At 50.3% G+C, this 13,785-nt stretch carries 12 protein-coding genes; 10 read left to right on the top strand and 2 right to left on the bottom strand.

Going from position 1 to position 13,785, the window contains the following annotated elements; translation table 11 throughout:
• Positions 1 to 129 precede the first annotated feature (129 nt).
• Complete coding sequence (locus HAP95_RS02315; RefSeq protein ID WP_215882794.1) at positions 130 to 687, bottom strand: cupin domain-containing protein; 558 nt, start codon at positions 685 to 687, stop codon at positions 130 to 132.
• Positions 688 to 774: 87 nt separating this feature from the next.
• Positions 775 to 2,094 carry an omega-aminotransferase AptA gene (aptA, locus tag HAP95_RS02310; RefSeq protein ID WP_215882793.1) on the bottom strand — a complete coding sequence of 440 codons (1,320 nt, stop codon included), beginning with the start codon at positions 2,092 to 2,094 and terminating at the stop codon, positions 775 to 777.
• 400 nt (positions 2,095 to 2,494) lie between these two features.
• On the opposite strand from aptA, the gene HAP95_RS02305 reads away from it, so the two are divergent.
• From HAP95_RS02305 to HAP95_RS02260, 10 genes are read left to right on the top strand one after another with little or no spacing between them, the layout of a single operon-like run.
• The gene (locus HAP95_RS02305; RefSeq protein ID WP_215882792.1) at positions 2,495 to 3,364 is read left to right on the top strand and encodes a nitrilase-related carbon-nitrogen hydrolase; all 870 of its coding nucleotides are present in this window, start codon (positions 2,495 to 2,497) and stop codon (positions 3,362 to 3,364) included.
• 8 nt (positions 3,365 to 3,372) lie between these two features.
• Positions 3,373 to 4,716: an FAD-dependent oxidoreductase gene (locus tag HAP95_RS02300; RefSeq protein WP_215882791.1), complete on the top strand. Its 1,344-nt coding sequence runs from the start codon at positions 3,373 to 3,375 to the stop codon at positions 4,714 to 4,716.
• The gene (preA, locus tag HAP95_RS02295) at positions 4,713 to 6,041 is read left to right on the top strand and encodes an NAD-dependent dihydropyrimidine dehydrogenase subunit PreA (protein ID WP_215882790.1); all 1,329 of its coding nucleotides are present in this window, start codon (positions 4,713 to 4,715) and stop codon (positions 6,039 to 6,041) included. The genes HAP95_RS02300 and preA overlap by 4 nt, the downstream gene beginning before the upstream one ends.
• 4 nt (positions 6,042 to 6,045) lie before the next feature.
• Positions 6,046 to 7,512 (top strand): dihydropyrimidinase, encoded by a 1,467-nt coding sequence (gene hydA, locus HAP95_RS02290; protein ID WP_215882789.1) that lies wholly within the window; start codon positions 6,046 to 6,048, stop codon positions 7,510 to 7,512.
• Between the two features lies 1 nt (position 7,513).
• Complete coding sequence (locus tag HAP95_RS02285) at positions 7,514 to 9,070, top strand: NCS1 family nucleobase:cation symporter-1 (RefSeq protein WP_215882788.1); 1,557 nt, start codon at positions 7,514 to 7,516, stop codon at positions 9,068 to 9,070.
• Entirely contained in the window at positions 9,063 to 10,436 is a 1,374-nt protein-coding gene (locus HAP95_RS02280) for a purine-cytosine permease family protein (protein WP_215882787.1), read from the top strand. Before HAP95_RS02285 ends, HAP95_RS02280 begins: the two co-directional genes overlap by 8 nt.
• Entirely contained in the window at positions 10,433 to 10,879 is a 447-nt protein-coding gene (gene cdd / locus HAP95_RS02275; protein WP_215882786.1) for a cytidine deaminase, read from the top strand. The genes HAP95_RS02280 and cdd overlap by 4 nt, the downstream gene beginning before the upstream one ends.
• A complete protein-coding gene (deoC, locus tag HAP95_RS02270) occupies positions 10,876 to 11,616 on the top strand; it encodes a deoxyribose-phosphate aldolase (protein WP_215882785.1) in 741 nt (246 codons plus the stop codon). The genes cdd and deoC overlap by 4 nt, the downstream gene beginning before the upstream one ends.
• Positions 11,613 to 12,413, top strand: a complete 801-nt coding sequence (udp, locus tag HAP95_RS02265; RefSeq protein WP_215882784.1) for a uridine phosphorylase — start codon at positions 11,613 to 11,615, stop codon at positions 12,411 to 12,413. The genes deoC and udp overlap by 4 nt, the downstream gene beginning before the upstream one ends.
• Positions 12,410 to 13,777: a phosphomannomutase/phosphoglucomutase gene (locus tag HAP95_RS02260; protein WP_215882783.1), complete on the top strand. Its 1,368-nt coding sequence runs from the start codon at positions 12,410 to 12,412 to the stop codon at positions 13,775 to 13,777. Before udp ends, HAP95_RS02260 begins: the two co-directional genes overlap by 4 nt.
• The last annotated feature ends 8 nt before the right edge of the window (positions 13,778 to 13,785 follow it).

Raw genomic sequence — 13,785 nt, 5'->3', positions numbered from 1 at the left:
GAAATCGGCTCAAAATGAACCATTTCAAAAAAATCGGGGCGAAATCTGGCAGTAGCCTGAGGTTAAAACCGACGGGCTGCTAGGAGGGAACATTGGGGAATGGCAAAGATGCCCTTCCCCAAAATCTTTTCAAAAGCTGGGTGGAGAGTTGGCACTGACAATCTCACAGGTCTCAGTCCCGTTATTGACGAAACGATGCGGTAGCTGGCTGTTGAAATAGTACCCATCGCCAGCTGAAAGATTTTGGATTTTGTCTCCTATGGTCAGTTGGATGCTACCACGCACAACGACCCCGCCTTCTTCTCCACTATGTCGGAGCATGGCTTCTCCGGTGTCGGCACCAGGCTCGTAATATTCATGTAGTATCTGAATAACACGGCCCTTGGAGCTGCGGCCTAGAAGTTTCATGCTAATTTTCGGATCCATGGCGATATCCGGAAGCTCATCATCGCGGAAAAACACTTCGTCAGAAGTGACCAAGTCCAGGGTGAAAAACTCTGCAATGGACATGGGGATGCCGTCGAGAATCTTTTTGATTGAACTGATGGAGGGGCTGACTCGATTTTGTTCGATCAAGGAAATGGCGCCGTTGGTCACTCCGGCCCTGCGGGCAAGCTCACGTTGGGTGAGACCATATATTTTTCTGACCAACAGCAGTCGCTGCCCGACATCATCATGACTACTCATGGACGTAATCCTCAAAATTAATGTAAAAAATTATAGAGTAACCAAGAAACAAGAGTAAAAATCAAATTTTTTATGACTGCAAGACGTTTATGAGAGGCTAAGTATAGTTTCCCGGATGATTTTTACAGTCATATTTATTTCTTCCTTACTGATGATCAATGGTGGAGACAGTGCGATGATATCTCCGGTAGTGCGAATGAGCAGACCTGAATCAAACGCCTTTTGTAGTGCCGCCATTCCGCGTGCCCCGATGTGTTCAGGCTGGCTTTGCAATTCTATAGCGCCCATCATTCCAACATTACGGATATCCGTGACGAGTGGTAGCTCTTTCAAGCTGTGTAATGCGTCTTCAAAATAGGGTGCCAGTTCACTCCCGCGCGTGAGAAGGCCTTCTTTTTCATGAAGGTCCAGTGTAGCCAAAGCCGCTGCACAGGCTAATGGGTGTCCTGAGTAGGTGTAACCATGGAAAAACTCTATCCCTGCTTCGGCATTATTCATAAAGCTCTGATAAATAGAGTCGCTGACAAATACGGCCCCCATGGGCACGGCAGCATTGGTCAACCCTTTGGCGGTTGTCAAAATGTCGGGAGTCACGTCAAAAAAGTTGGCTGCAAAGGGGGTGCCCAGGCGCCCAAATCCGGTGATAACTTCATCAAATATCAATAATAAACCATTCTGGTCGCAGGCTTTGCGGAGTTGCTGAAGATAATTTTTAGGAGGGACAATGACGCCTGCAGACCCAGCAACGGGTTCCACGATGACTGCGGCAATTCGCTCTGCGCCATGCTTCTGGACAATTTGATTCAGTGCCTCGGCGGGATCCTCTCCCCAAGCGGGTATCCCCCGGGTGAAGCGATGGTGTTCTTGATCCAGGGTATGCGGTAGCAGTTCATTTTGCAGTAATGGCCCAAAAGCTGCCTTATTACGCGGGAGTCCACCTACACTCAGGCCACCAAAACCCACACCATGATAGGCCTTTTCGCGTCCGACGAATAAGCTGCGTTGTTGTTCTCCCCGACCATAATGATAGGCCCTGGCAATTTTCAGGGCCGTATCTGCGGACTCAGAGCCGGAGTTGGTAAAAAAAACATGGTTCAATGAGGCGGGCATTTTTTGAGTCAATCGTTGTGCCAGTTGAAAGACCAAGGGGTGCCCCATTTGAAAGGTGGGGGCGAAATCCATTTCACCTGCCTGTCTACTAATGGCTTCCACGATTTCCGTACGGCAATGCCCAGCATTTACACACCATAAACCCGCCGTCCCATCCAGGATGGGACGGCCATCGGGTGTTTGGTAGTACATGCCTTTGGCGTGGCTCAAAAGACGCGGCTTGCTGAGAAAGTCACGATTCGCAGTAAAGGGTAACCAACAAGAAGGGTCTGTAACGGGTGCAGCGCGGTGATTCATGATGCCTTTTCCTTCATATAAGAATCCGGGGCGGTGTCAACAATTCTAAGCAAAAGGCATGCCGCTATGAAATATCCTCATAATATCCAAGTGCATTTAATCAATTTGTGTGCAAGAAAAGCCGTTTGATGATGCTGTACGCACTGAAATGGGGAGCGCGCGCGATCTGATGCACGGTATCGGTGCGTAAAGCCTATCGGATGACTATTAAAATATTCACAATAGTGATACGCCAAAAGGAGTTTAATAGTGTGCAGTCTATGCGTTATAATTATATAACCTTATAAAATAATGATTTATAAATATTTTACAAAAACAATAATGAGGATTTGCGTAATCTGGCACGCGCCTTGCTTGTTAATTTTTATAATCTATATTTGCCTGACGCACAAGGATATGTATGAGCCAAATCGTTCGCTGTGCCCTCATTCAGACTGCCCAAACTGCTGAGGCAGAAAACCTTTCCCCTGAGTCTATCAAGGAGGAAATGATTATGCGCCATCTGCAGCATATTGAAGCTGCTGCGGCCCAAGGCGCACAGGTATTATGTATGCAGGAATTGTTCTACGGACCCTATTTTTGTCCAAGCCAGGATATTCGCTGGTATGCCCTTACTGAAGAAGTACCGGATGGGCCAACCATTCATTTGATGCAGGAATATGCCAAAAAATACCAGATGGTGTTGGTCGTTCCGGTGTATGAGCGGGAAATGGCGGGTGTTTATTATAATACGGCAGCAGTGATTGACGCTGATGGTCGTTATCTTGGCAAATATCGGAAAACCCACATTCCTCAGGTACAGGGTTTTTGGGAAAAGTTTTTCTTTCGTCCGGGGAATCTTGGCTACCCGGTATTTCAAACCGCCTATGGAAAAATTGGTGTCTATATTTGTTACGACAGACATTTCCCGGAAGGCGCCAGAGCTTTGGGGTTGAATGGTGCGGAAATTGTCTTCAATCCCTCGGCTACCGTTGCAGGGCTTTCCGAATATCTCTGGACGCTCGAACAACCAGCCCACGCCGCTGCCAACGGCTATTTTGTGGGGGCTATTAATCGAATAGGCACTGAAGCACCCTGGAATATTGGTGAATTTTACGGGCAAAGTTATTTTGCCAATCCACGTGGACAAATTATTGCCAAGGCAAGCCGGGATCAGGAGGAGGTTTTGGTGAGTGATCTTGATCTCGAACAAATCGCCGAAGTGCGAGATCTCTGGCAATTCTATCGGGATCGTCGCCCCGATATGTATGGTGATCTTTGTCGTCCGTGAGGCCAGCCATGATAACTGAAATCATTTTGGATTCGGATTTGCTAGAGACGAAATTTCGGCCTTTGGAGACAAGTTTATCCGCCGATGCCGTGCTCGTTGAGTCCGAACGCTGTTATTATTGTTATGACGCACCCTGTGTTGCCGCCTGTCCTACCGATATTGATATTCCGGGATTTATTCGGGCGTTGGCGATAGGACAACCGTCCCGTGCTGCCGATCGCATTTTACAGGCCAATCCTCTGGGGGCTTCCTGTTCCAGGGTTTGTCCGGTGGAAACCTTGTGTGAACAAGCTTGTGTGCGTCAACATGAAAATGGTGGTCCTGTTCCGATCGGACAACTGCAAAAATTTGCGATGAAGAAGCTCTCTACCCGTAATGACCTCTCTTCAAATTCCAGGATATCAGGCGCTGGGACTAAAGTGGCTGTAGTAGGTGCCGGACCGGCCGGGATGACGGCTGCTACCCTCCTGGCTCAAGCCGGTTTCACAGTAGATGTATTCGAGTCGCAAGCGGTGCCAGGCGGATTAAATGAAAGCGGTATTGCTGCTTATAAAATGCTGGACGACGCCGCGCAGTGGGAAGCCAGCAGGGTGTTATCACATCCCGGTATTCACTTGCATACCGGCATGGCCTTAGGCAAAAAGCTGTTTTTATCGCAGTTGTGTGAAGATTATGCGGGTGTTTTGCTGGCTTTGGGGCTTCAAGGACAGCAAAAAATGCAGATACCCGGAGAAGAGCTACAGGGTGTTTTCAGCGCAGTGCCTTACATTGCCCGAATGCGTCGGCAAGAGCCCGTGCCCGTCGGTCAGCGTGTCGTGGTGATTGGCGGCGGGATGACCGCCATAGACATTGCTGTGCAGGTTCGCCTGCTCGGTGCAGAGGAAGTGCATATTTGTTATCGGCGCGGTCCCGAAGCCATGGGTGCCAGCCTGCATGAACAAATGTTGGCCAAGGAGCAAGGTGTTTTCATCCACCATTACCTGCGACCCGTATCCATTGCTGGCAGAGACGGAACTTGTGAAAGGATTTGTCTGCAGCCCACACAGGTTTTGAATGATCAACTGCAGGATGTGGGCGATCCGCTCACTTGGTCTGTTGATCAGGTTTTTGTGGCTATCGGCCAGCAATTGCAGGCAACACGTTGGGCTTCAGATATCCCGGAATTGGCGGTGAATCTTCGGGGCAAAATTCAGGTGGATGGTGAGGCACGAACGAGTCTGGAAGGTGTGTGGGCTGCTGGTGACTGCGCGAGCATGAGTGAGGATCTCACGGTACATGCAGTGGCCGATGCAAAAGTGGCGGTTGCCTCCATGATGGCCACACTTGCCAAAGCCGCAAGGAAAACCGCATGAAACCCGATCTGACCAGCGAATTTTTAGGTATTCATTCCCCTAACCCGTTTTGGTTGGCTTCTGCGCCGCCGACAGATCGTGCGATTAATGTGGATCGTGCTTTTCAAGCCGGATGGGGCGGAGTTGTTTGGAAAACTCTAGGGATTGATCCGCCGGTGGTCAATGTTAATGGACCGCGTTATGGATTTTGGCAGGGCGATAATCATCGGGTTCAGGGCTTTAGTAACATTGAACTGATTAGTGATCGTCCCATCGCCATTAACCTAAAAGAAATCGCCGAAATAAAAAAACGTTGGCCTGACAGGGCGATGGTTGTATCGGTCATGTTTCCTTTGGAGGACGCGATCTGGGCAGAATGGCTGCCGCTGATTGAGGCAACTGGTGCCGACGGAATCGAATTGAATCTGGGTTGTCCGCATGGCATGTCTGAGCGAGGAATGGGTTCGGCCATGGGACAGGCTCCGGAGTTGGTTGAGGCGGTTACCCGTTTGGCCAAGCAACACACCCGCTTACCCGTAATCGTCAAGCTCACGCCGAATGTAACGGATATTACCTGGAGTGCAGCAGCTGCCTATGCAGGCGGTGCAGATGCTGTTTCTCTGATCAATACCATCAATTCGATTGTCGGCGTAGACCTTGATCAGATGGCCCCGTTACCGACCGTAGATGGTCGTGGAACACACGGAGGTTACTGTGGGCCAGCGGTGAAGCCCATTGCGCTGAACATGGTGGCGGAAATAGCCCGGAACCCGCAGTTCGGGCACCTGCCTATTTCCGGCATAGGCGGTATCACCCACTGGAGAGATGCGGCCGAATTCATGGCCCTGGGTGCGACGAATGTCCAGGTGTGTACAGCCGTCATGCTTTACGGCTTTCGTATCATTGATGAGCTTACGGAAGGTTTGCAGACCTGGATGCAAGAGAAGAATTACAGCCGGTTGGGAGATTTTACCGGGCAGGCAATAACGAATGTCGTCGATTGGAATCTGCTGAATCTCAATTATGTCAGCAAGGCAAATATTGATGAGGGTCGTTGTATTGGTTGTGGACGTTGCCACATTGCTTGTGAAGATACGTCTCATCAGGCGATCGGCCGTGTTGTAGATTCTGGTCGATATAGGGTGCGGGCTGAGGATTGTGTGGGTTGTAATTTGTGCCTGGCGGTGTGTCCGGTAGATGACTGTATCCGTATGGAGCAAATGACGAGCGGTACAGACCCTCGAACCGGACTGGAAATAGCCTCGGAAGCTGCCAACTGGAATCAGCATCCCAACAATCCTCTGAATCACATTGCTGCCCGGTCGGGGATAGGGAAGGAGGAATAAATTCATGTCTGTGCTAATTCGTAATGGTACTGTGGTCAATGCAGATCGCAGCTTCAACGCCGACATTTATTGCGAGGATGGTCGGATTGTGGCAGTAGAGCCTGGTCTTGCTGCACCTCTTGGCGCGGAACAAATTGATGCCTCGGGTTGCCTGGTGATGCCGGGCGGCATTGACCCCCATACGCACATGCAATTGCCGTTTATGGGCACGGTAGCCAGTGAGGATTTTTATAGTGGTACGGCTGCTGCCCTTGCCGGTGGGACGACCATGATTATTGATTTCGTGATTCCCAGTCCGGGTGAGCGCCTATTGACGGCTTACCACAAATGGCGTGATTGGGCTGAAAAAAGCTGTGCAGATTATTCATTTCATGTCGCGGTGACCTGGTGGGATGACTCGGTGTACGAGGACATGGGTACTCTGGTCCGTGATTGGGGGGTCAATAGTTTCAAGCATTTCATGGCGTATAAAGGGGCCATTATGGCCGATGATGGTGTTCTAACCCAGAGTTTCCCACGTGCTTTGGAGTTGGGCGCTCTGCCAACAGTCCATGCGGAAAATGGAGAATTGGTAGATTATCTGCAGAAACTTCTACTAAAAAAGGGGATTGTAGGACCCGAAGGACACCCCCAGTCGCGTCCGCCCAAAGTCGAAGGTGAAGCCGCACAACGTGTCATCCAAATTGCCGGCATTCTCGGGGTCCCCATCTATCTGGTGCATAACTCCGCCATTGAATCGATAGACGCTATTACCGAAGCCCGGCGTCGGGGGCAAAGAGTGTTTGGTGAATGTCTGGCCCAGCATTTACTGATTGATGAATCTGTCTACTTTGATAAGGACTGGGGCCGCGCCGCTGCTCATGTCATGAGCCCGCCTTTTCGACCCCGAGCCCATCAAGAGGCCTTATGGGAGGCCTTGAGCGGCGGCATATTGCAGACCACCGCCACCGATCACTGTTGCTTTTGTGGGGATCAGAAAGCGATGGGCCAGGATAACTTTGCACGCATTCCCAATGGTACCGCCGGAGTTGAAGATCGCATGGCAGTGTTATGGCACCACGGCGTCAACATGGGGCGTCTTACGGCTAATGAATTTGTGGCATTGACCTCCAGTAATGCGGCAAAAATTTTCAATATTTATCCGCGCAAAGGCGTTATACAGGTGGGCAGCGATGCAGATCTGGTGATCTGGGATCCTCAATTAACCCGGGTTATCAGCGTGGAAAATCAGCATCAGCAAGTGGATTTCAATGTGTTTGAAGGAATGCGGGTGTCAGGTGGCCCAGCATATACCATTAGCCGAGGCAAGGTGGTATATGCACAGGGTACCCTGCAAGCCCAACGTGGTGCCGGTGAATATGTTTTTAGACCTGCCTTTCCGGCGTTTATGCGCGCACAACAAGAACAGAACCGGCGTCAACCCTATCAAGCGGTAGAACGCGGGCACACAGGCATCCGGGAGTGGCACTAACATGTCGCCGCCACCGAGCATTTCCACTGAATGGTCCGGGATAGCGGCCCCAGATATGGGCGAGCTTGGAGCATTGAAAGCCTCGCTCGGAAATTCAAAACTGTACAATGCAGACATGGCGCCGGTAGGAGCATCAGAGCGGAGTTGGAATACCTGGAACATTACCGCACTTTGGATCAGCATGTCCGCAGTATTGACGACTTACACCCTGGCTTCCGGCTTGATGATGGCTGGTATGCTCTGGTGGCAGGCGTTGCTCACGGTAACGCTGGGTAATGTGTTGGTACTGATCCCCATGCTTCTGAATGCTTATGTGGGAGTCCGTTACGGGATTCCTTTCCCGGTATTTGTCAGAGCATCGTTTGGGACTAGCGGCGCCAAGGTGGCGGCAATGGCGCGTGGTTTAGTGGCTTGTGGATGGTTTGGCATCCAGACCTGGTTAGGTGGTTTGGCACTTTCAGCCCTCATGGGCCATTTCTGGTCCTATTGGCCCAAAGTGCAGGGTCATGCGTTTATTGCTTTTGGACTGTTCTGGCTGCTGCAGATGTCGATTGTGCTGCGTGGCATGCGCGCTATCAAAAGATTTGAGACTGTGGCGGCTCCTATTCTGATTATACTGCTCTTGCTGCTGTTCTTTTGGGCCATACGGACAGGACAGGGTTTTTTTGAGGTACTCCATCACTCAAATATTTTGGTACAACCATCCTCGCATCGCTTCTGGGATATTTTCTGGCCAGGTCTTGCGGCCAATGTGGGATATTGGGCAACTTTGAGCCTGAATATTCCTGATTTCACCCGCTACGCAAAATCACAGAAAGCGCAGATCATTGGCCAATCCATCGGCTTGCCCCTGGGTATGATGGGTACCAGTTTTATCGGTATTTTTGTGACGGCAGCGGCCATTGGTGTGTTTCATCAGGTACTGTGGAACCCTATTACCTTAATTCCGCACATTACCCAGAATGATGCACTGTTATTACTCGCCATGGGTGCCATTTTGCTCGCCCAAACCAGCATCAATATGGGGGCCAATGTCGTGTCTCCCGCCAATGATTTTTCTAATTTGGCACCACAACGGATCAGCTTTCGTACGGGCGGAATAATAACCGGTGTGGTCGGAATTTTGATGTGTCCCTGGCTGCTGATGGAAAATGCATATGCCTATATTTTCACCTGGCTGGCCGGTTATGGCAGCTTGCTTGGGGCTATTGCGGGAGTGATGATTGCAGATTATTGGATTTGGCGAAAAAGGAATATTAATCTGGAAGATTTGTATAGAGAAAATGGTATTTATCCACGTTGGAATACCCGTGCATTTGTGGCCATCGCTCTCGCTGTGTTGCCCATACTTCCCGGATTTTATGCGGCAGCACACAGTGCGGGAGGTATTGTTGATCATCCCGGATTCTTTGATCGTCTTTACACCTATGGATGGTTTTGGACATTTATGGTGGCGGGTACAAGCTATCTTTTATTGCAGTGGGTATTTAAATCGAATTCCGTGAACTCTCAGGAAGATCAGCATTCGGAAATACATCATCGGATGTCCCATGAGTAAGCCCATGGTGGCGGTTGGCGAAACGGAGAACCATCATGTGGAAACCTTGGGGGTGGCGCCGGTCCCAGAATCTGCTCGAACCATGCGCCCCGGTATGCTTTTTTTGATATGGGCTCTGGCCTCTGCGTCTGCAACCACTCCGGTCATTGGTCTGCTGCTCCATGGCATTGGATTATGGAATTTTGTGTGGATCGTACTGCTTGCTCTGCTGATTGGCCTCATCCCCGCCGTATTGTTGGCGCATATGGGTCGTCAGAGGCCAATTATTTCCATGGTGATGGCAAGACGCACTTTTGGGGTTGGTGGAGCAACCGTTCTGGCCATCCTGTATACCATCGTTGGTGCGGGCTGGTTTGGACTGAATACGGATGTTGGCGGAAAAATTCTTGATACGTTGTTCCCTGGAAACGGCATTCTTTGGTATATCGTTCTTGGTGTACTACAAATTGGCCTGGTATTTTTTGGTATGGAAGTTTTGGAGAAGTTTTATAAATATACGGCTCTACTTTTTCTGCTCTGTTATGCGGTACTGGCCTATTATTTGTTTACGCAGCATCCATTTGTGATGCCAGTTGCCACGGTGCCTGTCCATTGGGGCACAGATATTGATCTCGTCTTGAGTTTCAGTCTGTTGGCCTGGGCGTATGACTTCCCTACGGTAACAAGGTTTTGTATGCCTGCACTAGAGAGTGAAAAAATTCATCAGCGTGCCCTTTATGCTTTCGCTCCTGCAACTGGTGTGATGTCAGCCGTGTTGCTCATGGGTATTCTGGGCTTGATTGCTTTGCAAATGACTGGTGACTGGAATATCGCCTTGCTGGGCAAAAATCTGCCAGTTTGGGGAGAAATATCGGCGATAGGCGTCATATTGGCCATTGCCCATACTAATGCCATGAATTTGTATCCGGCCGTCACAAAATTGCTTGCCGTTGTTAATGTTACCAGCAAACCACGGCGATGGATGCAGCCGGTGGTGGTGGTGGTCTTGGGGACTTTTGCGACCTGGTTGGCCATCGCTGGCATCCTGAATTTTATTGAAGGATTTCTTTCTCTCTTGGGCTCCTTATTATTCCCGTTCACGTTTATTCTGGTAATTGATTGGTTTTATGGGGAGCGTTATGCAGAAGATGTGACTCTTTTTTATCGCCCTGCCGGAAATTGGCAAGAATATTTTTTATGGCCGGCACCCTGGGCGGTCAGTATGCTGATTTTTGGAATTTTATTGGGGCAATTGAAATATCTCAGCGTTAGTCGTATTTTTTATTTTGTTCCCTGGCAAGTTTCATCGGCGATAATTACCGGAGTGATCTATTTTATTGGCTTGCGTTTGGCAGATCAACGCCAGCAGCGGAGGAAAGCAGCTTGAATTGTCCTGATACAAAAATGAATCTGCCCGAAGCCACCATTGCGCAGTTACGCAGATCCGCTGAAGCGGCCCTGAAAAATGCCTACGCACCCTATTCTCACTTTTCTGTAGGCGCCGCAATTTTAACAACCAATGGTCGAATATTTAACGGGTGTAATGTGGAGAATGCCGCATATCCTTCTGGTTTGTGCGCAGAGGCAGTAGCTATCGGTCATATGGTGGCGACCTTGGGGCCCATGCATATTCTCGCCTGCTATGTGGCCTGTAAAGGTCATACGCCTGCCTGGCCATGTGGAAGTTGCCGTCAGCGCCTGAATGAGTTCGCCGATACGCGCATGTGGGTGCTTACCTCTGTCATGGATGGCCTGCCCGAGAGGATGCCGTTTAGTGATCTGCTTCCGCACCATTTTGGTGCAGCCGATTTGGAGGGTTTTCGCTCGTGAAACATAGTATTGCGGAACGCATTGGATTATTGGATCTCACGCGATTAGAAGCGGTGCAAGGCGATGAAGCTGCTGTTGAAACACTTTGTGCCAAGGCGCGAACCAGACATGGCGATGTTGCAGCGGTGTGTATACATCCGGCTTACGTTGCGCGTGCGGTGAATCTGTTGCGGGAAACGCCGATTGCGGTGGCTACTGTCATCAATTTTCCTTCTGGGAATCACAGCCTTCAGGAGGTGCATGCAGAACTGGAATCAGTAGTCACAGCAGGTGCACAGGAAGTGGATGTCGTCGTGCCTTATAAAGCGTGGTTGGCGGGAGATACGTTGCTGCTGTTTAAAATGGTGGAAGCGATACAGCACTGGCTTGATCATAAGATACGGATTAAAGCCATTCTGGAAACAGGAATGATTCCTGCCGCTTCCATGCGTCAAAAATTGGCCCGCGAACTGGCAGCAAGGGGTGTAGATTTTCTTAAAACGTCTACGGGTAAAACCGCCGTCGGTGCCACACCAGAGGCCGTTGCTGATCTGCTTGTCGTGACTAAGGAATATGCCCATTCCCAACAGGTTCCTGGGATAAAAGTAGCTGGAGGCGTGCGAACAGGAGAACAGATGGACGCCTATATTGCACAAATTGAAGCCGTGATGGGGACAACTTTTATTACCCCCCGTACGTTGCGCTTTGGAGCCAGCAGCTTACTGGATGATTTGCTGAGTCAGGAGGCTGCGCTATGACGGGAATTATTGCGGATACGAAGGCTATCCAGTATCACATTGGCTTATCAACACAGATGTTATGTGGAGCAAAGTATGCGTTTTTGCCGGGTGATCCTGATCGGGTGAATCCTATTGCCGCATTTCTGGATGACGCCCGTGAGCTGACCCAGCATCGGGAGTATCGATCGGCCTTAGGTTATGTAGATGATATCCCCGTTCTGGTGATGTCCACCGGGATCGGCGCACCTTCTACCGGGATTGCGATTGAGGAACTAGCCCGTCTGGGGGTGACACACTTTATAAGGTTGGGGACGACTGGAGCTATTCAGGCCCATGTGCAGTTAGGGGATTTGATTATCAGCGAGGGCGCGGTGCGATTGGAGGGAACTTCAGGACATTATGCGCCCATAGAGTATCCCGCAGTGCCATCACTTGCGCTGACCCAAAAACTGGTAGAAGCCACAAAGCTCCGGGATTACCCTTATCAGACTGGAATAGGCTGTTCATCAGACAGCTTTTGGCCAGGGCAGGAGCGTTATGATTCTTTCTCCGGTTATGTGCCCAGGCATCTACAAGGCAGCCTGGAGGAATGGCAGCGATTGGGTGTGCTGAATTTTGAGATGGAAAGTTCAGCACTATTTACCATTGCTCGCACTTTTGGGCTTCACGCTGCCTCCCTGTGTGGAGTGATTGCCCTGCGCACCCAGAGTGAAGCGGTGCAGCAGAATGTGTATGCCCAGGTCAAGGAACGTCTCGCTATTGTGGCACGAGATGCTGTGCGGCTGCACCACAAAGCCCATGGTACGCCACTATGATTAATATTCCTCCGGGCATTTTCAGGGAGTATGACATTCGTGGTGTGGTTGATCGCGATCTGACACCCGATTTGGTGGAAGAACTGGGGAAGGCGATTGGCAGTGAACTCCGGAGTCGCGGAGGACAAAACATTGTCGTGGGAAGAGATGGGCGCTTATCGGGGTTGGCTTTTCATCAAGCTCTGTGTAGTGGATTGTGCAAGGTTGGATGCGACGTCCTTGATGTCGGCATGGTTCCTACGCCAGTGCTCTCTTTCGCCGTGCAACACTTGGGTGCAGACGGTGGCGTAATGGTGACGGGTAGTCATAATCCGCCCCAGTATAATGGGTTCAAGACCGTCATGATGGGTCAAACGTTGTATGGAGAGCATATCCAGCGTATTTATCGACGCCTGGAAGCACGAGAATACACGCAAACAGAAAAGAGGGGCGTAAGCATTGCTCATTCCATCGTGGACACGTATCAGAACTTTGTTGTGGAAAATATTCGTCTGCAGAAACCGTTACGTATTGGTATGGATTGCGGTAACGGAGTTACCGGAATAGTCGCTCCCGAGCTTTTTAGGAAACTGGAATGCACGGTTTTCGGGCTGTATCTGGACGTAGATGGGCGCTTCCCCAACCATCCTGCTGACCCGACCAATGAGGACAATTTGAGGGATTTAATGGCGCTGGTACGCGCTGAAAACCTTGATATAGGCCTAGCATTTGATGGTGATGGTGACCGAATGGTCGTGGTCAGTGCCAAAGGTAAGGTGATCCTGGCCGATCGGCTTTTGATGCTTTTTGTAAAACATATTTTACCGGATTATCAAGACGCGGCAGTCGTGTACGACGTGAAATCGACAGCGCTGTTACCCGATGCGATTCGCGCAGCTGGTGGAAAACCGGTTATGTGGAAAACCGGGTATTCCTTGATCAAGACAAAAATGGAAGAACTGGATGCGCCAGTGGGTGCCGAACTGGCTGGTCATTTCTTTTTTAGAGACCGCTGGCCTGGTTTTGATGATGGGATGTATGCCGCCGCACGACTGCTGGAAATTTTGTCCAGCATCGACGGGGATGAAAATTCACGCAATAACCTATTGGATGATCTGCCTGAATGGCCATGCACGCCGGAACAGCGGCTGGAAATGGAAGAAGGGAAACCGCAGCAGATTATGGAAGCACTTTTGCGCGATGCGCCAATTTTATTTCCAGATGCAAATTTGCTGACGCTGGATGGTCTGCGTATTGAGTTTCCGGATGGTTGGGCATTGGTGCGCTGCTCAAACACTCAGCCAGCACTGGTCCTGCGCTTTGAGGCGAAACATACAGAAGCCCTGCAACGCATATCCCGGTTAATAGAATCGGCAATTTTGTAGCGCTTACC

It is taken from the genome of Acidithiobacillus sulfurivorans, from assembly GCF_018853815.1.
GTDB lineage: Bacteria > Pseudomonadota > Gammaproteobacteria > Acidithiobacillales > Acidithiobacillaceae > Acidithiobacillus > Acidithiobacillus sulfurivorans.
This window is presented reverse-complemented; position numbering and strand designations above follow the sequence as displayed.

Coding starts and splice junctions, on each gene's coding strand:
- HAP95_RS02315 (WP_215882794.1), bottom strand. CDS start 687: ATGAGTAGTCATGATGATGTCGGGCAGCGACTGCTGTTGGTCAGAAAA.
- aptA (WP_215882793.1), bottom strand. CDS start 2,094: ATGAATCACCGCGCTGCACCCGTTACAGACCCTTCTTGTTGGTTACCC.
- HAP95_RS02305 (WP_215882792.1), top strand. CDS start 2,495: ATGAGCCAAATCGTTCGCTGTGCCCTCATTCAGACTGCCCAAACTGCT.
- HAP95_RS02300 (WP_215882791.1), top strand. CDS start 3,373: ATGATAACTGAAATCATTTTGGATTCGGATTTGCTAGAGACGAAATTT.
- preA (WP_215882790.1), top strand. CDS start 4,713: ATGAAACCCGATCTGACCAGCGAATTTTTAGGTATTCATTCCCCTAAC.
- hydA (WP_215882789.1), top strand. CDS start 6,046: ATGTCTGTGCTAATTCGTAATGGTACTGTGGTCAATGCAGATCGCAGC.
- HAP95_RS02285 (WP_215882788.1), top strand. CDS start 7,514: ATGTCGCCGCCACCGAGCATTTCCACTGAATGGTCCGGGATAGCGGCC.
- HAP95_RS02280 (WP_215882787.1), top strand. CDS start 9,063: ATGAGTAAGCCCATGGTGGCGGTTGGCGAAACGGAGAACCATCATGTG.
- udp (WP_215882784.1), top strand. CDS start 11,613: ATGACGGGAATTATTGCGGATACGAAGGCTATCCAGTATCACATTGGC.
- HAP95_RS02260 (WP_215882783.1), top strand. CDS start 12,410: ATGATTAATATTCCTCCGGGCATTTTCAGGGAGTATGACATTCGTGGT.